Source organism: Niastella caeni (genome assembly GCF_004834005.1).
In the GTDB taxonomy this organism is placed as follows: domain Bacteria; phylum Bacteroidota; class Bacteroidia; order Chitinophagales; family Chitinophagaceae; genus Niastella; species Niastella caeni.
Map to the genome: position 1 here is coordinate 249116 of NZ_STFF01000002.1, position 17414 is coordinate 266529.

Sequence of the window (17414 nt, forward strand, 5' to 3'; positions counted from 1 at the left end):
TGCGCTCCTTAAAATTATATGGGTAAACAACCGCTGATTAAACAGGATGGAGTTATAACTGAAGCTTTATCGAATGCCATGTTTAAGGTGAAACTTGAGAATGGTCATGAAATACTGGCGACAATCTCGGGTAAAATGCGGATGAACTACATCAGGATTTTACCGGGTGACAAAGTGGGAGTGGAGATGAGCCCTTATGATTTGACGAGAGGAAGGATAATATTCCGTTATAAGTAAGCACTGTAAATAAATAAATGTTATGAAAGTTCGTGCATCTATTAAAAAGCGTAGCGCCGATTGTAAAATTGTGCGTAGAAAGGGCCGGTTATATGTTATTAACAAAAAGAACCCGCGCTTCAAGCAAAGACAAGGGTAATCAATCGGCCCCGATAGTTATCGGGAACAAGATGCAATTGGTAATAAATGGCTGTTGCAGATTGTAAACGCTGATCGATTAGAAGAACAACAAACTACAAACTACAAACAATAAACAAGAACTATGGCTCGTATTGCCGGTGTAGACTTACCCAAGAATAAAAGAGGAGAAATAGGTCTTACCTATATTTTTGGGATCGGCCGTTCAACTGCCCAGTACATCCTTACCAAAGCTGGTATTCCACTGGACAAAAAAGTGCATCAATGGAATGATGATGAACTGAACGCTATCCGTAACATTATTACCAACGAATTGAAGGTAGAAGGTCAGTTGCGTTCTGAAGTGCAAATGAGTATCAAGCGTTTACTTGATATCGCTTGCTACCGTGGTTTACGTCATCGTAAAGGATTGCCTGTTCGTGGTCAGCGTACCCGTACCAACAGCCGTACCCGTAAAGGAAAACGGAAAACTGTTGCCGGTAAGAAGAAAGCGCCTAAGAAATAATATTAGCTGCAAGCTCCGAGCTGTAAGCTTCAAGCCTTTATTAAAATCGCTTGTAGCTTGCAGCTTACGGCTTGTTGCTTAGTTTATATGCACCATATAAAACAGATCAGCTACAGATACCCAGGTGCAGGCGGAGTGTTGATCTGGTTCCCATACAAGGGATTATTTTAAAACAAGATTACCTGTAAACAATTATGGCAAAAGCACAACAGCCCAGCGCAAAAGCCGCTGCGAAGAAAAGAATTGTGAAAGTGGACACCTACGGAGATGTTCATATTTCAGCTAGCTTCAACAACATTATCATCAGCATTACCAATAAGAACGGCCAGGTTATTTCCTGGAGCAGTGCCGGTAAAATGGGTTTCAAAGGTTCTAAAAAGAACACCCCATACGCCGCACAAATGGCTGCTGCAGATGCTGCAAAAACAGCTTTCGATGCAGGTGTGAAGAAAGTTGACGTGTATGTAAAAGGACCCGGCGCCGGTCGCGAAAGCTCTATCCGGTCCCTGTCTCAAAATGGTATTGAAGTAGCAATGATCAAGGATGTAACTCCGCTGCCTCACAATGGATGCCGTCCTCCCAAGAAAAGAAGAGTATAGTATAATTGCTGATTTCGGGATTTGGTGATTGAGGGATTTAAATCTCAAAATCGCTAAATCCCAAGATCTCTAAATATTAAAATAGGGTACACGATTGATTTTTAAGATTTTTAGGATCGTGTATCGTCACCAAAAAATCTAACTTAATAACAACATGGCACGTTACACTGGTCCCAAAACAAGAGTATGCCGTATTTTCGGCGAGCCTATCTTAGGCAATGGTAAATATCTTACCAAGAACAGCAATCCTCCCGGTCAACATGGTCCTTCAAAAAGACGTAAAGCTCCCGGAGAGTACGCATTACAGTTAAAAGAAAAGCAAAAAGCTAAATATACTTACGGCGTATTGGAAAAACAATTCCGCAAAACCTTTGAAGAAGCAGCGCGCTTAAAAGGTGTTACCGGTGAAAACCTGATCAAATTGCTGGAAGCCCGTTTGGATAATGCCGTTTACCGCCTGGGTCTTTCTCCTTCACGTCCTGGTGCCCGTCAGTTGGTTTCGCACAAACACGTTACCGTTAACGGGGTGGTAGTGAACATTCCTTCTTTCCAGTTGAAACCCGGCGATATCATCAGCGTTAAAGAAAAAGACAAAACAAACACTTCCATTACCAGCGTTTTCCGCGGTAAAAATCAGAAGTTCAGCTGGCTCGACTGGAACGAAACTGAAATGACAGGTACGTTCGTGGCTTACCCTGAGCGGGAAAGCGTTCCAGAGAACATTAAGGAGCAATTGATTGTTGAGTTATACAGCAAATAATCGTGAAACGGCAGACGGCAAACGTGAAAGGGAAACCCCCACTAAGCCGGCCTCACGACCAATACGAGCAACTAGCAAGTCACAGCTACCTTTTAATAAAGAAGTAAAAAATCGAAATTTTAAAATATGGCCATTTTAAATTTCCAGAAACCTGACAAAATAGTTTTACAAAAAGCAACGGAATTCGAAGCTCAGTTTGAGTTTCGCCCGTTAGAACCTGGTTACGGCGTAACCATCGGTAATGCTTTGCGCAGGGTATTGTTGAGTTCATTGGAAGGGTTTGCAATCGTAGGTATTCGTATTGAAGGTGTAGACCATGAGTTTGCTACCATCAAGGGTATTACTGAAGATGTGCTGGAGATCATTCTGAACCTGAAACAGGTTCGGTTTAAAAAGAAGGTAGATCATGAAGTGAGCCAGGAAAAAGTGACGTTGAGCATTAAAAATAAATCAGAGTTCACAGCCGGCATGATCGGAGAAGCTACTCAAAACTTCGACATCATGAACCCCGATCTGTTGATCTGCACGTTGGATTCATCAGCTAAGCTCGACATTGAACTGACCGTTTCCAAAGGTCGCGGATATGTTCCTGCTGAAGATAACAAAGTGAAAGATGCGCCATTCGGTTACATTCCTACCGATGCTATCTTCACCCCGATCAAAAACGTAAAGTACGCTATTGAGAACACGCGTGTTGAACAGCGCACTGACTACGAAAAGCTGATCATGGAAGTTACTACCGATGGCACCATTCACCCTGAAGAAGCGGTGAAACAAGCCAGCCGGATCCTGATCCAGCACCTGATGATCATCACCGACGAGAACATTACGTTCGATAATAAAGAAGATAAGAAAGAGGATGTGGTTGATGAGCAAATGTTGCAATTACGCAAGATCCTCAAAACTCCGCTGGAAGACCTCGATCTGTCTGTACGCGCTTTCAACTGTTTGAAAGCTGCCAAGATCAACAGCTTGAGCGAACTGGTACAGTACGAACAGGAAGACCTGATGAAGTTCAGAAACTTCGGTCAGAAATCACTTGCTGAAATTGAGCAGGTGCTGGCTGAAAGAGGACTGCACTTCGGAATGGACCTGAGTAAGTTAGGTCTCGATAAAGAGGAACTTTAGTGATTTCTGATTTCGGGATTCAGCGTTTTTGGGATTTAAATCCCAAAATCACCAAATCAAAAATTCCGAAATATTTTAATAACGTAGACTGTAATTCCTGACACGGTACAGTCGGTAAAACAAAATCGTCATGCGTCACGGAGACAAAATCAACAACCTGGGCAGAACGGCTTCTCACCGGAAGGCGTTACTGAAGAACCTGGCTAGTGAACTGATTAATCACAAGCGTATCACTACCACTTTAGCTAAAGCAAAAGCACTGCGCACATTCATTGAGCCGCTGATCACTAAAGCTAAAGACAACACCACTCACCAACGCCGCGTAGTGTTCAGCTACCTGCAGAACAAAGAGGCTGTTACTGAGTTATTTGGACCAATTGCCGAAAAGATCGGTGGCCGTCCTGGTGGTTATACCCGTATCATTAAACTGGGTATCCGCGTAGGTGATAACGCTGAAACTGCAATGATCGAGCTGGTTGACTATAACGAGATCTACGGTAAAGGAAAAGGCGAAGTTAAAGAAGCTGCGAAGAAAACACGTCGTGGTGGTAGCCGTAAAAAAGCTGACGAAGCCGCCGCTCCTGCTGAAGAAAAAGCAGCCGAAGAAAAACCAGCAAAAAAAGCAGCAAAGTAAAAATGATCGAATTGGTTTTTATAAAGGAGCAAGACTTTTATTAGTCTTGCTTTTTTTTGGACCCTAATTAATTGATGGTTCCATCAAACAATAAAGCCATCAAGCCATATAAAGAATTTAAGATGCTGTGAACAATTCGTGAAATGAGATAGTTAATTATTGTTTTTCTTTGTAAAATTTTTTAACGAAAAATGTCGAATACGCAACAAAAACCCGCTGTTCTGCTGTTGGAAGATGGCTCCGTTCATTATGGTAAAGCCTTTGGAAAAGTAGGCACTACAGCCGGTGAAATTTGTTTTAACACCGGAATGACCGGTTACCAGGAAGTATTTACAGATCCCAGCTATTTTGGTCAGATCGTTATAATGAACAATGTGCATGTGGGCAATTATGGAACGAAAGACACTGATGTTGAGTCGGATAGTGTGAAGATCCGTGGCATGATCGGTCGTAACCTGGAAGAACAATACAGCCGTAAACAGGCTACTGAATCATTGGATCAGTACCTGATCAAGAATAACATTGTGTGCATTGAAGGGGTTGATACCCGTGCGCTGGTAACGCATGTGCGTGAAAAAGGCGCCATGAACTGCATCATCTCCTCCGAGATCCTGGATGTGGAGCAACTTCGGCAAGAACTGGCTAAAGTGCCCACCATGGCCGGATTGGAACTGGCCAGCAAGGTAAGCACCAGCGAGCCCTATACATTGGGCGATCCCAATTCACCGGTTAAAATAGCCGTGCTTGATTTTGGCACCAAACAGCACATTCTGCAATGTATGGTTGAACGCGGCGCTTATGTTAAGGTATTCCCGGCCAAAACGCCCATTGCCGAACTCAGGCAATTCGCTCCCAATGGCTATTTCATTTCAAATGGCCCTGGCGACCCGTCTGCAATGGATTATGCCATTGTAACGGTGAAAGAAGTGCTGAAAGAGAAAAAACCAACCTTTGGTATTTGCCTTGGTCACCAGTTGCTGGCATTGGCCAACGATATTTCTACTTTTAAAATGCACCATGGCCACCGTGGGCTGAACCATCCGGTTAAGAACCTGCTTACCGGCAAATGCGAGATAACAACCCAGAATCATGGGTTTGGGGTTGACCCGGAGTCTGTTAAAAAGGCGAAGCATGTAGAAGTAACCCACATGAACCTGAATGATAATTCTATCGAAGGTATCAGACTGAAAGATCAACCGGCTTTCTCGGTGCAATATCACCCCGAAAGCACGCCTGGTCCACACGACAGCCGCTACCTGTTCGATGATTTTATCAATATGATCAAGGATCATATGAACTAATACCAGAGAGGGCTAATCAAAATGGTTAACCTGAAAGTTTTTGGATTGATTGATGGTTGAATGGCTTGATTGTTGGGCGATCAGTTTTGCGATTATCGCAGATACCTGACATTCGCAGATGCGGCCACCCAGCCATCAAACCATTCAGCCATCAAAAGATTATGAAAATAGCTATCATCAATGGTCCCAACCTGAACCTGTTGGGTAAACGCGAACCCGGTATTTACGGCAGTACTTCATTCGAGGATTATCTCGGTACCTTGAAAAGCAAATACCCCCAGGTTCACATTCATTATTATCAGAGTAATGTAGAAGGGGAGCTCATCAATGAATTGCAACGGGTAGGGTTCGATTATGACGGCATTATTATGAACCCCGGCGGCTATACACATACTTCCGTAGCTATCGGCGACGCTATTGCCGGCATAAAAACCCCGGTGGTGGAAGTACATATCTCCAATGTACATGCGCGCGAAGAATTCCGCAAATTATCCCACGTTTCCGGCAAATCGGCCGGTAGTATTATCGGGCTCGGGCTGAAGGGGTACGAGTTGGCGTTACAATACCTGATAAGCCTTAAAAGTTAGATTGTTACATATTACTACCAGGAAAGTGATCGCTGATTTTGAGATTTCGGGATTTCGGGATTTTGAGATTTATCGGAAAAGCTCAAGCCTGAGCAAATCGAAAAATCTCTAAATCTCAAAATCAGAAATTGACCTCTTCGCAGGATATTGGTTAAATTTAACAAAGCGCCATAATATGGCCTGGCAATGAAACGGCCGGGATTGGCGTTATTATTGTGATTGTGAGGTAGTTTATAACCATTATCAAACCTGTAAAGATGCGATCGATATTATTTGTGTTCCTGATGTTTTCTGCCAGCAGTTTTGCCCAATGGAAGAGCTATAAATTGACTTCAACGGGCGATACCCTGAACCGGATCGATAAACTTGACCGGAAATGGGGACCCTGGAAGCTGCATTACGACAATGTACGGGGTGAACCCGGGTACGAAGAAGAGGGCTGGTTCGAAAAGAACCGCAAAGAAGGGGAGTGGCGGCTGTTTACCCTCATGGGCGACCTCGTTGGCATTGAATATTATAAATGGGGTTTGAAGGACAGCATCTGCCGCTATTTTACCAGGGATGGTGAATTAAAGCTGGAGCAAAGCTGGAAAGCCCTGAACCCCGATAAAGAGTATGATACCCTTGAAATAGAGGACCCCGATAAATTTGATACCTACCGCACGGTTGTTATCAAGAACGAAGGTGCGGCCATCAAGCATGGGGTATGGAAATATTATGATCCGGCTTCCGGCAGGGTAATTCGCTCGGAATTGTATACGTTGGGGAAGCTGGAGCAGGAAGCGAAAGTTCCGGTAACAACAGAAAAGAAACCAGTAGCAAAACCGAAGGAAGTGGTGGAATTTGAAAAGAAGAACTCGGGTAAGAAGAAGGTGAGGTATAAAGATGGAAGTACGGGAGGTTGACTAAAGGCGAGTAGTAAATAGCGAGTAGCAAGTAGGGAAAGGCAGGAAGCGAAGCGCGAGGATCGATGAATGTGGTGAGTGATGGATAGCTATGTTCCATAAATAATAAAAGAGCCACACTTTACAGCGTGGCTCTTTTTATTTTGATCGTTGTTAGTTGCTTACTGTTTGGTAAACCTGCTGATCACTGAAGTGTTTCCAGCTTGTGCTTTCAGGATATAAACACCTTTTGTGAGGTTGCTTACATCTACAGTGGTGTTCAGCGAACTGCCATCAGAAGCCAGGTTGTTTCTTTTTACTACGCGACCATTCATATCGATAACCTGTAAACTTACATTACCATTTAAACCATTGGGTAACTGAACCTGCAGGATATCTCTCACATAACTTGGGAATACCTGCATGTTGGTGGTTAACTGGCCATCGAACTTAATGATGAGTATTTTGCTGTATTTGTATTTGCCATCAACATCCTGCATCAGCAAACGATAATAGTTATTGGTTGATGTAAAAGGCGACTGATCGGCAAATGTGTAATTTTTAGTAAGGGTGCTGTTACCGGCTGCTGCTACAGTGCCGATAGCTTTATAGTTTTTACCATCGTTGCTGCGCTCAATAACAAACTGTTTCACATTTTCTTCGCTGCTGGTTTGCCATTGCAAATTTACTTTGCTGGTTTGCTTTTGTGCATAGAATTGTGTTAATACTACCGGAAGCGCCCCACCAACACTATTCTGGAAAGCAGCTATAGCCAGGTCCTTGGGTTGACCGCTGCTACCGGCCAGGTAAATACGACTACCGCTGAGTGCCAGTGCCATGCCGAAATCATTATCTGTCCAGGCTATATTGGCTGCTGTTTTTCCATCTCCATTGAATGAAGGGTCGAGCGCACCGTTAGCTGTAAAACGCATCAACATTAAACCTATTGGTTTTAACCCTGTTGTATTTGGGAAAGCGTCAACGTTGCCGCCAATAACGATCTTGCCATCGCTTTGCAAGGCTACGCTGCGGCAATCGTCATCCGAATTTACCCCATCATAGTTTTCGATTGCTATGCCGCCTGTACCAAAGCTGGGATCGAGTGCGCCGGCGGTCGTTAGCCGTATCACAACCACATCTTTATTATTGACTGTCCTTACTGTAGTGCCGGCCACTATCAATTTGCCATCGGGTTGAACCGCCAGGCTATGTGCTGCATCGGCCGAGCCGGAGCTAATATCGAAAGTTGCTATACCACCTGTGCCAAAGGAGCCATCGAGCGCACCGGAAGATGTATACCGAACAACGGTGAAATCTCCGTTACCGGTATGGTGGGTTCCCAACAGGGAATAGTCTGAGTTGCTGGTGCCGGCTATTGTTATGGCGCCGGTGGTGCTATTGATCGCAATACCTTCCGGTATATCATAAGCATTGATGTCAGTTATTACAATGCCGTTGGTTCCAAATGTACTATCTACTACTCCGGTAGCTGTATAGCGCAATACTACATAATCAGTATTGCCTGAGGCGTTGAAGCTGGAACCTGTAACCACTATTTTGCCGTCGTTTTGCAGGGCCACATTGGTTCCTTCATCATTGCCGGCGCCTATTGGTGTAGTAACTTTTCCGCCTGTGCCGAAGGTGTTGTCAAAGCTGCCATCGGCATTGAAGCGCATTACACAAAAATCTATAGTGGAAGGCCAGTTCCAGCCTGCCAGCACTATTTTGCCATCGGGTTGAAGGACCATACCATAACCTCGTGCGGAGTTATTTACCTCCGAGCGTACCTTCACTACGCCACCGGCGCCAAATGTGGCATCAATTTCACCGGCCATAGTATACCGGGTTATGAGAAAATAATTGTCGTTTTCAGCACGTCCGGCAACTAATAATTTGCCATCATTAGTAATTGCCATCGATGTGGCAAATTCATATCCGTCAGGTGTACCGGAGGCATTATCGATCCTGAATCCGGGCGTTCCTGAAGCGTTGAATGTAGGGTCCAGGCTGCCAATCTGGGCGTTCACATACAGGCATAATAAGAACATTGTGATAGTAGAGGTAACTTTCTTCATAAATTTTATATTGTGTCTTTTGAATAAGCAAAGGCACATAGAACTTGGAAGCGTGTTATCTCAAAGGAAAATGGGTAAGTAAATACAAAGGAATCGCAAGTGGTTGTGGGAGATTGGAGCCTTAAGATAAATTCAAAGGAAGGATTTAATCCGGGCGCTATATTAGAAAGAAAAATCCAGATTTAAAAGTATTACCCGGTTTTTTAATATACAAAAACCATTATTTAAAAACCGGGACACATTTTATCAGATATGTGTCCCAGTTCATTTATGCTGTTGTTAGTTGATTATTGTCAATTGCCTATTGTTTTGTAAATCGGCTGATCACTGACGTATTTCCAGCCTGTGCTTTCAGGATATAAGCACCTTTTGTGAGGTTGCTTACATCTACAGTGGTGTTCAGCGCACTGCCATCAGAAGCCAGGTTATTTCTTTTTACTACGCGTCCATTCATATCAATAACCTGTAAGCTTACGTTACCATTTAAACCATTGGGTAACTGAACCTGCAGAATATCTTTTACATTACTTGGGAACACCTGCATGTTGGTAGTTAACTGACCATCGAATTTAATGATGAGTATTTTGCTGTATTTGTAGTTGCCATCAACATCCTGCATCAACAAACGATAATAGTTATTGGCAGAGGTGAAAGGCGACTGATCGGCAAAAGAGTAATTTTTAGTAAGGGTGCTGTTGCCGGCTGCTGCTACAGTGCCGATCGCTTTATAGGTTTTACCATCATTGCTGCGCTCGATCACAAACTGCTTCACATTTTCTTCGCTGCTGGTTTGCCATTGCAATACCACTTTGCTGGTTTGTTTTTGTGCATAGAATTGTGATAATACCACTGGAAGCGGAGAACCATCGTTCTCAAAAGCGGCAATCGCAAAATCTTCCTGTCCGCCAACAATTGTAGTGCCAGCAATATAAATACGGTTGCCAAACAATTTAATGGCATAACCTATCTCATCTGTACCACCTAAGTCGGCAGTAGCGAGACCATCAAGGCTAAATGTATTATCAGGAGTACCGTTAGAATTATAGCGGATCAATAAAAAGTCGAAACTGGGGCTTTCGCCATCGCCGTCTCCCCCAACAATAATTTTCCCATCGCTTTGAATGCCTATAGAGCGGGTGCCTTCATCGTTATTGATAACGCCAACGTTGAAGACGGCAATGCCCGGAGCAGTATTGGTAACTCCGGCGAAGGGATTAACAATAGCACCGGTTGGGTTCCAGGTTGGGTCTAGTGCACCGGCTGTAGTTAATCGAACAGTGGCTATGTGTCCGTTTGCAATACCTACGGTATGCGTTTGTCCGGTTAAAATAACCTTACCATCTGGTTGTATGGCAATAGCATTTGCCCAGTCGTTTGAACCAGGAGCGCCAAAGCCCTCGATATCTATGCTTGCAATACCATTAACGCCGTATGTTGTATTATCGATAGTACCATCGGTATTCAGCCTTACTGCTGTATAATCTGAATTGGTAGAACTGTAGTTAGAGGAGCCGCCGACAATAATTTTTCCATCAGATTGCAGCACCACACCAGATACCCGGTCGTCGCCATTGATGTCGATATTCACTATACCATTGGTGCCAAAGCCGGTATTATCAAGGGTTCCATTGGCATTGAAGCGCGCTACGGCAAAATTATAAATGCCACTATTTGACGCGGTTTCTGCATCTCCGGCAACTAAAATTTTACCGTCTGGTTGTATGGCAATACCTCTTGCTATATCCCGAAAACTGCCGACAGGGATAGAAGCCCATCCGTCGCCGCCAAAGCTAACATCCGGTGTTCCGTTTTCGAGTAGTTTAAGTACACCGAAATCGATACTGGAAACCCAACTGGATCCTACAACAAAAATTTTATTATCGCTTGTTACTGCTAATGCGTATGGGAACGCATCGGCACCTGATGCTTCTTCCAATTGCACAATACCACCAGTACCAAAAGCAGGGTCTAATGTGCCATCGGTTAAATAACGGACGATAGTAAAAGTTTTATCATCGCTTTTTGCAGCCACTACAACCCGGCCGTCACTGTGTGTTCCAATGGCAGAGCCATATTCCTGATTGGTAGCAAAGAAATTTTGAATGGCATACCCTGTTGTATTGAACCCGCCATCCAGGGTGCCAACCTGGGCGCTCACATACAGGCATAGTAATAACGTTGTGAGAGTAGAGGTAACCTTCTTCATATATTGTGCATTAATATTTAGCAAACCAAGGACATAGAACTTGGAGGAATGCATTTCAAAGGAATATGGAGAAGGATATAACTAAAACTAAAAAAGGATGGAACATCAGAACCTGCCAAACATTACACCCTAAGGAATAATGGTACTAATTGAACAGATATTACCGGAAGATTGGAGACTTTAAATGGTGGGATATTCACAGGAAGAATTCAGAGCGCTATATTAGAAAGAAAAATCCAGATTAGAAAATGATCCGGGATTTTTAATTCTGTGCGCCGCAAAAATAATGTATAAATGACTAATATTCTATATCCAAGTTATCCCCATTAGTGGTTATCTATACATTTATATATCATCGATATTTTTAATGCCACTTGTGATATCCACCAAAAACCTGGCCTTCAGTCATTGAAAAACAATGAATATGATTTTTTTGCTATCCCAAAATTACATGAACGATTGGGGTTTGTGTGCGATTGATGCTAACTTTATACCATTATGAAAAATAGCTACGTCTTTTTCTGGATACCTTTTGTAGTTGCAATAGCTGGTATCTTTCTTAGAGCCTGTCATTAGAAGAAGCTTCAAGCTCCTCGCTGCAAGCCGAAAGCCATTTCGGTTGGCAATGCATTGTATATATAAATACAACGTCTCCCAAAAAAAATCGCTCCCTGTTTTGTGAACAGGAAGCGATTGTAAATATGAAATTATTATTAAAATCCTTTTTTCTTCTCTTGCGCTTTTTGCATTGGGGTAATACCTGTTGACTGGCCGCGCGGTTGTTGCTTTTGTTTGAACACCGCAAACTTCGATGGAGCAGGCATAGTGCCCCAGTTATTATTTGATTCGTCTATATCGGCTGTTTCACGCAGCGGATCCAGTTTCAATGAAGCTACTTCTTTGTCTTTCATGAATGTCTTGGTTACATTCTTTTCATTATAACGCCAGATCTGTGCGGGAATGCGGTCTATTTGTTTGGTACCGTCTTTAAAAGTCCATTCTACAATTATAGGCATTACCAATCCGCCTTTATTACTGAATGCCACGTCATAAAAATATTTACCGGCTACTTTTTCTTTAGCTGCTTCATCTGCTGGTTCGGTTGTGGCGGGCACCGGCACCTGGTAGGTTGTAGTATCAAGTGGTTCCAGTCCACGGGCGTAGCGCCAGTAAAAATCGTGCAGCGTAGTATCCTGGTCGGTAAGGAATTGAATGTTTTTGTCTTCGCGGTTACGCTGTTTTGAAATATCATCGAATGCCGTAAGCATTGGCTTATCTACTTTTCTGAATGCTACGGTATCCCGCTGTTGTTGTAATGGCGCATTCGCATCGGCTTTGAATGCTTTCACTGAGTCGATCGCTAAATCACAGGGTTCGGTTCCAAAGAACCATCCCCGCCAGAACCAGTCGAGGTCTTCACCGGAGGCGTCTTCCATGGTACGGAAAAAGTCAGCAGGCTCGGGATGTTTAAATGCCCAGCGCCTTGCATATTCTTTAAAAGCATAGTCAAACAGTTCGCGGCCCATGATGGTTTCACGCAACATATTCAAACCGGTGGCTGGTTTGGTGTAGGCATTAGGTCCAAACCCAATGATGTTCTCAGAATTCGACATAATTGGCTCCAGTTGATCTTTGGGCAATTTCATGTAATCTACAATGGCCCAGGCTGGTCCTTTTCCGCGAATGGGGAATTTATTATCGTATAATTCTTCTGTGAGGTATTCTACAAACGAGTTCAGTCCTTCATCCATCCAGCTCCACTGGCGTTCATCGCTGTTGATGATCATGGGAAAGAAGTTGTGTCCTACTTCGTGAATGATAACACCCAGCATACCATATTTGGTAGCTTCGCTGTAGGTGCCATCTTTATCGGTACGGCCATAGTTAAAGCAGATCATCGGATATTCCATACCATTCGCCGCTTCTATACTTTGCGCTACAGGGTAAGGGTAGGGGATGGTGAATTTGGAATAGCTTTTAATAGTATGCGCTACTGCTTTGGTGGAGAATTTACTGTACAGGCCATAGGCTTCTTTGCCATAAAAGCTCATGCACATTACTTTTTTGCTTTCTACATAAGCTGGTAAGGCATCCCATACAAATTTGCGCGAAGAGGTCCAGGCAAAATCACGAACGTTGTCGGCTTTGAAGATCCAGGTTTTCTTTGTCTTGCTTTTTTGCGTTTCTGCTTTTTTCGCTTCGTCCAGTGTTACGATCTGTACAGGTTCTTTGGCGGTTTGGGCTTTTGTATAGCGAGCCATTTGAACGGGTGATAATACCTGTGCATAGTTCTGGCATTCGCCGGTACTTCCTACTACGTGGTCAGCAGGCACGGTCATTTGCACTTTAAAGTTGCCGAAGGTCAGCGCAAATTCACCACGGCCGGTAAACTGGTGGTTCTGCCAACCCTGAAAATCGCTGTATACGCACAACCTGGGATACCATTGGGCAATGGTGAACAGGTGATTGCCGTCTTCGGGGAAGTATTCGTAGCCGCCGCGGCCGCCATATTTAAAGCGATCGGCGATCTTATAATTCCAGTTGATGTTGAATGTGAATTTTTGTCCGGGCTTTAATGCAGCAGGCAATTCAACCCGCATCATGGTCTTGTTGATGGTATATTTCAAAGCGGCGCCAAGAGCGTCTGTTATTTTTACAATATTAAAGCCATAACCATTGTCTGTTTTGAACTCTTCCAACCTGTCTACTACTCCTGCATTCAACTGCCTGGGCATGCTGCTGCCGGTTTGATAATTGGCATTTTTTGTAGAGCTATGTTGGTTCTCATCCAACTGCAACCATAAATACGTGAGTGTATTGGGCGAGTTATTAAAATAGGTAACAGCCTCGCTACCGGTTAGTTTCAGGTTGACTTCGTCGAGTTCGCATTTTATATCGTAATCGCATCGCTGCTGCCAGTACTTTGGACCGGGAGCGCCACTGGCGGTACGGTATTCATTGGGCGATGGAAGTATGGTGCCCAACTGTTCAAACTTATTTCCGTGGTTAGAACCCGGGTTGTTCTGTATATTCTGGCCCTGTACGCCCTTACACAGACCCGCTACAGCCAACACCAAAAACAAGAACTGTTTTTTCTGATTCATCATTGTAGTTTTTATGATATGGGAATCTTTTATATGCCCAAAAAAGTGAAACGACCAAAATTACAGCAGACGCACTTCGCAACCATACCGTTCGTGATAATTTTAACAACTGAACCACCATAAATGATAATAGCAGTACAATTAGCACGATGAACAGTTGCGCCACTTCAATACCAATATTAAATGCCAGCAAATGCGCTATCAAACCTTCTTTTCCTTCCAGACTAAGAAATTGCCCGGCAAAAGCGAGCCCGTGTATCAAACCAAAGAACAGGGCAAAGAAGTAGATCAGCGGTATGCGTTTTTTTTGCGCTGTGTTGTTTTGAAAAATGTTGTTAACGCAGGTGGCCGCAATGGTAAGAGGAATGAAAAACTCAATCCAGCCTGTATTGAAATGGATATAATTCAGGGCGCTCAACGCCAGCGTTAACGAGTGCCCGATGGTAAAAGCGGTCACCAGCACCACTACTTTTTTCCAGTCTTTCCACAGGTAGCGGAGGCACAAAGCGGTTACAAACAGGATATGATCCAGTGCATCCGGTGTAAGAATGTGCTCTGTGCCCAATTGAAAATAAAATGTAAAATCCTGCATATTGCGGCGAAGGTGTTAAAATAATTAAGAGATTTGTATCCTTAAAATTTTCATGTTTAATGGTAATACTTCTTTATAAATGGTTGTTCCTGGTTTCGGCGTTTTTGGGTAGCGGGCATTTTGCCGCTTTATCCGAAAAGCACCCATTGTATGTTAGCGTTACCGAAATGAACTACAACGCAACGGATAAGAACTTTGAAATAAGCTGCAAGATATTTACCGACGATTTTGAGAAAACGCTTTCTGGTATTTACCATACGAAAGTTGACCTTACTACGCCCGCGAATAAAGAGGAGGCGGATAGAATGGTAAAGGAATATATTAAAAACCATTTGTTATTGAAGTTGGATAATAAAGCGGCGACGCTTGAATTTGTGGGTTTTGAGAAAGAGAACGATGCGGTATGGAGTTATTTTGAAGTGAAGAATACCACTACGGCGCCTAAAAAAATAGACGTGGTGAATACCATTTTATATGAGTCGTATGATAAACAAATGAATTTGATGCATGTGTCGGTGAATGGGAACAGAAAAAGTACCAGGTTGAATTATCCTGAAAAAGAGACTTCTTTTGTATTCTAGGTCTGTAACTTTTTGAAAGTTAAGTGAACTATAGGAAAATAGCTTTAAGCCTTAAGCGATAAGCTTTAAGCAAATACAATAGGATTTCTTCTGTATTCGCTTATGGCTTACGGCTTATAGCTTACAGCTTCTTAACTTTCATCTTCCTCATTCCCATCCTCCATATCTTCCTTTATCTCATCCGAAGCGGTAACCAGTACCTTATCAATACGCTGGGCGTCCATATCGATGATCTCGAATTGAAAGCCTTTCCATTCCATGGTATCGCCGATATGCGGAATACGTTCGAGCTGGTGCAGGATAAAACCTGCCAGGGTATCGAACTCCTGTTCTACTTCACTCATCCATTCGGCCCGGTAAAAATAGCTCAGGAAATTATAGAAAGGTATTTGTGCATCTACCAGGTAAGTACCGTCTTTACGTTTAATAATTTCATAGTAATCGTCATCCGGCTGAGGCATTTCGCCAACAATGGCCTGTAAAATGTCGTTCAGCGTGATCATGCCCTGCAGGCTGCCGTATTCATCAACGATAAAGCAGGAGGTTACCCGCTGTTGTTTAAAGCGTTCGAGTAGCCGGTAGGCCGTTATGTTTTCCGGTACGAACACGGCCGGTTTCATAATAGACTTGAATGCCGTAAAATCGTTGGTAACGTACAGGTCTTTTAAAGAAACATTCCCCTTGATATTGTCGAGGTCTTTATCGCAAATAGGATAAACCGAGTGCGGCTCGCGGATGATCTTATCGCGGATGGAATCTTCCGTATCGTTTAGGTCGAACCAGATAATATCGCTGCGGTGGGTCATTAAAGAAGTGATGTTACGATCGCTCAGGTGAAATACCCGCTCAATAATTTCCTGTTCCACTTCTTCAATGGCGCCCTGTTCGGTACCTTCACTAATGATGGCTTTTATTTCTTCTTCCGTAACCGAATTGTCGCCTGTTGATCTTACATTCAGGATCTTCAGGAACAGGTTACTGGTCTTGTTCAGCAGCCAAACAAAAGGGTGGGTGGCTCTGGAGAAATATAACACCGGCAACGCAACGAGGCGGGCAATTTTCTCCGCTTTTATCAGGCCGATCCGTTTGGGAATTAATTCTCCGAATACAATAGAAAGGAACGTAACGATAATAACAATGATGGAGGTGGCAATTGTTTCGGCATAAGGCCTTACCACCTCAATTTTTTCAATTGAAGGTTGCAGGTATTTGCCAAAACGTTCACCTGAGTACACACCCGTAAGGATGGCAACCAGGGTAATACCAATTTGTGCTGCCGATAAAAACACTTCAGGGTTATTAGCTAAGTCTAACGCCCTGCGTGCTGTTTCATCACCTTTGTTGGCCAGGTGTTCTAACCTGGATTTGCGGGCCGATACCAAGGCTATTTCAGAGATTACAAATAAACCATTCAATAAAATCAACGCCAGTAATATAAATATTTCCATTAGCCGGTTGGTTTGGTGAACTAAGATACTGTAAGCATTCCTATTCGATTATGAAATAGTTTGCTTAAGCTAAAACCTATTCCGCAACCCAAGAGCGCTCCGCAAAATACATCAAAAGGATAATGTACCCCTACATAAACCTGCGTATAGGCAATAATAAACGCCCAAACAAAAAAAACACTGGCCCATTTGCCCATAACAGGGCGCAATGTTGAAAAAAAGAACATGGCCTGGGCAAAGTGCGTAGTGGCATGGGAAGAAGTAAAACTGGAACTATGTGGACAATAATTGATAAAAAAGCGTAGTTGCGGGCCCATCACGTCGTCACCACAAGGCCGCATCCTGAATATGTTGGGCTTAATAAGCTGGCTGCTGATCAGGTCGCTCGCAGCGGCGCACAATACCACACCCATAACCCACCACCAACCTTTTATGCCGAAATTGGTTGTTACAAATAACAGCAGGAACAGGTACAGCGGGTACCAGGTCATGGTTTCCCGCATGAAGGGTAATACCGTGTCTAAAAAGGTATTGCTCCAGTCCTGGTTAATATGGGTAATAAGCCAGGCGTCGAAGGGTTGAATATGCTGCCAAAATGTTAATAGGCAAAAGGGAGGATCAATAATCATATTTGC

At 43.5% G+C, this 17414-nt stretch carries 17 protein-coding genes; 11 read left to right on the forward strand and 6 right to left on the reverse strand.

What is annotated here, in order from left to right; translation table 11 throughout:
* The first annotated feature begins 18 nt into the window (after positions 1-18).
* The 10 genes from infA (at position 19) to FAM09_RS08925 (ending at position 6794) form a co-directional block, all read left to right on the forward strand.
* A complete protein-coding gene (gene infA / locus FAM09_RS08880; RefSeq protein WP_081147897.1) occupies positions 19-237 on the forward strand; it encodes a translation initiation factor IF-1 in 219 nt (72 codons plus the stop codon).
* Between the two features lie 22 nt (positions 238-259).
* Positions 260-376, forward strand: a complete 117-nt coding sequence (gene ykgO, locus FAM09_RS08885) for a type B 50S ribosomal protein L36 (protein ID WP_010519235.1) — start codon at positions 260-262, stop codon at positions 374-376.
* Positions 377-499: 123 nt separating this feature from the next.
* The gene (rpsM, locus tag FAM09_RS08890; protein WP_081147898.1) at positions 500-880 is read left to right on the forward strand and encodes a 30S ribosomal protein S13; all 381 of its coding nucleotides are present in this window, start codon (positions 500-502) and stop codon (positions 878-880) included.
* Positions 881-1074: 194 nt separating this feature from the next.
* Complete coding sequence (gene rpsK / locus FAM09_RS08895; RefSeq protein WP_136576750.1) at positions 1075-1479, forward strand: 30S ribosomal protein S11; 405 nt, start codon at positions 1075-1077, stop codon at positions 1477-1479.
* A 154-nt stretch (positions 1480-1633) separates the two neighbouring features.
* Complete coding sequence (gene rpsD, locus FAM09_RS08900; protein WP_136576751.1) at positions 1634-2239, forward strand: 30S ribosomal protein S4; 606 nt, start codon at positions 1634-1636, stop codon at positions 2237-2239.
* Positions 2240-2365: 126 nt separating this feature from the next.
* Positions 2366-3367, forward strand: coding sequence for a DNA-directed RNA polymerase subunit alpha (locus FAM09_RS08905; RefSeq protein ID WP_136576752.1), 1002 nt, complete (start codon positions 2366-2368; stop codon positions 3365-3367).
* 130 nt (positions 3368-3497) lie between these two features.
* Complete coding sequence (gene rplQ / locus FAM09_RS08910; RefSeq protein ID WP_136576753.1) at positions 3498-4001, forward strand: 50S ribosomal protein L17; 504 nt, start codon at positions 3498-3500, stop codon at positions 3999-4001.
* 191 nt (positions 4002-4192) lie between these two features.
* Positions 4193-5302 carry a glutamine-hydrolyzing carbamoyl-phosphate synthase small subunit gene (gene carA / locus FAM09_RS08915; protein ID WP_136576754.1) on the forward strand — a complete coding sequence of 370 codons (1110 nt, stop codon included), beginning with the start codon at positions 4193-4195 and terminating at the stop codon, positions 5300-5302.
* A 161-nt stretch (positions 5303-5463) separates the two neighbouring features.
* On the forward strand, positions 5464-5889 hold the full coding sequence (gene aroQ, locus FAM09_RS08920) for a type II 3-dehydroquinate dehydratase (RefSeq protein WP_136576755.1): 426 nt from the start codon (positions 5464-5466) through the stop codon (positions 5887-5889).
* Between the two features lie 257 nt (positions 5890-6146).
* The gene (locus FAM09_RS08925) at positions 6147-6794 is read left to right on the forward strand and encodes a toxin-antitoxin system YwqK family antitoxin (RefSeq protein WP_136576756.1); all 648 of its coding nucleotides are present in this window, start codon (positions 6147-6149) and stop codon (positions 6792-6794) included.
* Between the two features lie 161 nt (positions 6795-6955).
* Here the strand turns inward: FAM09_RS08925 and FAM09_RS08930 are convergent, their stop codons facing one another.
* From FAM09_RS08930 to FAM09_RS08945, 4 genes are all read right to left on the reverse strand, one after another.
* Complete coding sequence (locus FAM09_RS08930) at positions 6956-8848, reverse strand: T9SS type A sorting domain-containing protein (RefSeq protein ID WP_166437071.1); 1893 nt, start codon at positions 8846-8848, stop codon at positions 6956-6958.
* Positions 8849-9149: 301 nt separating this feature from the next.
* Positions 9150-11054 (reverse strand): T9SS type A sorting domain-containing protein, encoded by a 1905-nt coding sequence (locus FAM09_RS08935; protein WP_166437072.1) that lies wholly within the window; start codon positions 11052-11054, stop codon positions 9150-9152.
* Positions 11055-11767: 713 nt separating this feature from the next.
* Positions 11768-14161: a M1 family metallopeptidase gene (locus FAM09_RS08940; RefSeq protein ID WP_166437073.1), complete on the reverse strand. Its 2394-nt coding sequence runs from the start codon at positions 14159-14161 to the stop codon at positions 11768-11770.
* The gene (locus tag FAM09_RS08945; protein WP_136576759.1) at positions 14103-14750 is read right to left on the reverse strand and encodes a HupE/UreJ family protein; all 648 of its coding nucleotides are present in this window, start codon (positions 14748-14750) and stop codon (positions 14103-14105) included. The genes FAM09_RS08940 and FAM09_RS08945 overlap by 59 nt, the downstream gene beginning before the upstream one ends.
* Positions 14751-14809: 59 nt before the next feature.
* On the opposite strand from FAM09_RS08945, the gene FAM09_RS08950 reads away from it, so the two are divergent.
* The gene (locus FAM09_RS08950; RefSeq protein ID WP_136576760.1) at positions 14810-15331 is read left to right on the forward strand and encodes a DUF6702 family protein; all 522 of its coding nucleotides are present in this window, start codon (positions 14810-14812) and stop codon (positions 15329-15331) included.
* Positions 15332-15462: 131 nt separating this feature from the next.
* Here FAM09_RS08950 and FAM09_RS08955 read toward each other — a convergent pair whose 3' ends face one another.
* Both FAM09_RS08955 and FAM09_RS08960 read right to left on the reverse strand, forming a co-directional pair.
* Positions 15463-16779, reverse strand: coding sequence for a hemolysin family protein (locus FAM09_RS08955; RefSeq protein WP_136576761.1), 1317 nt, complete (start codon positions 16777-16779; stop codon positions 15463-15465).
* 20 nt (positions 16780-16799) lie between these two features.
* The gene (locus FAM09_RS08960) at positions 16800-17408 is read right to left on the reverse strand and encodes a phosphatase PAP2 family protein (protein ID WP_136576762.1); all 609 of its coding nucleotides are present in this window, start codon (positions 17406-17408) and stop codon (positions 16800-16802) included.
* Positions 17409-17414: the final 6 nt, after the last annotated feature.

Coding starts and splice junctions, on each gene's coding strand:
- infA (WP_081147897.1), top strand. CDS start 19: ATGGGTAAACAACCGCTGATTAAACAGGATGGAGTTATAACTGAAGCT.
- ykgO (WP_010519235.1), top strand. CDS start 260: ATGAAAGTTCGTGCATCTATTAAAAAGCGTAGCGCCGATTGTAAAATT.
- rpsM (WP_081147898.1), top strand. CDS start 500: ATGGCTCGTATTGCCGGTGTAGACTTACCCAAGAATAAAAGAGGAGAA.
- rpsK (WP_136576750.1), top strand. CDS start 1,075: ATGGCAAAAGCACAACAGCCCAGCGCAAAAGCCGCTGCGAAGAAAAGA.
- rpsD (WP_136576751.1), top strand. CDS start 1,634: ATGGCACGTTACACTGGTCCCAAAACAAGAGTATGCCGTATTTTCGGC.
- FAM09_RS08905 (WP_136576752.1), top strand. CDS start 2,366: ATGGCCATTTTAAATTTCCAGAAACCTGACAAAATAGTTTTACAAAAA.
- rplQ (WP_136576753.1), top strand. CDS start 3,498: ATGCGTCACGGAGACAAAATCAACAACCTGGGCAGAACGGCTTCTCAC.
- carA (WP_136576754.1), top strand. CDS start 4,193: ATGTCGAATACGCAACAAAAACCCGCTGTTCTGCTGTTGGAAGATGGC.
- aroQ (WP_136576755.1), top strand. CDS start 5,464: ATGAAAATAGCTATCATCAATGGTCCCAACCTGAACCTGTTGGGTAAA.
- FAM09_RS08925 (WP_136576756.1), top strand. CDS start 6,147: ATGCGATCGATATTATTTGTGTTCCTGATGTTTTCTGCCAGCAGTTTT.
- FAM09_RS08930 (WP_166437071.1), bottom strand. CDS start 8,848: ATGAAGAAAGTTACCTCTACTATCACAATGTTCTTATTATGCCTGTAT.
- FAM09_RS08935 (WP_166437072.1), bottom strand. CDS start 11,054: ATGAAGAAGGTTACCTCTACTCTCACAACGTTATTACTATGCCTGTAT.
- FAM09_RS08940 (WP_166437073.1), bottom strand. CDS start 14,161: ATGATGAATCAGAAAAAACAGTTCTTGTTTTTGGTGTTGGCTGTAGCG.
- FAM09_RS08945 (WP_136576759.1), bottom strand. CDS start 14,750: ATGCAGGATTTTACATTTTATTTTCAATTGGGCACAGAGCACATTCTT.
- FAM09_RS08950 (WP_136576760.1), top strand. CDS start 14,810: ATGGTAATACTTCTTTATAAATGGTTGTTCCTGGTTTCGGCGTTTTTG.
- FAM09_RS08955 (WP_136576761.1), bottom strand. CDS start 16,779: ATGGAAATATTTATATTACTGGCGTTGATTTTATTGAATGGTTTATTT.
- FAM09_RS08960 (WP_136576762.1), bottom strand. CDS start 17,408: ATGATTATTGATCCTCCCTTTTGCCTATTAACATTTTGGCAGCATATT.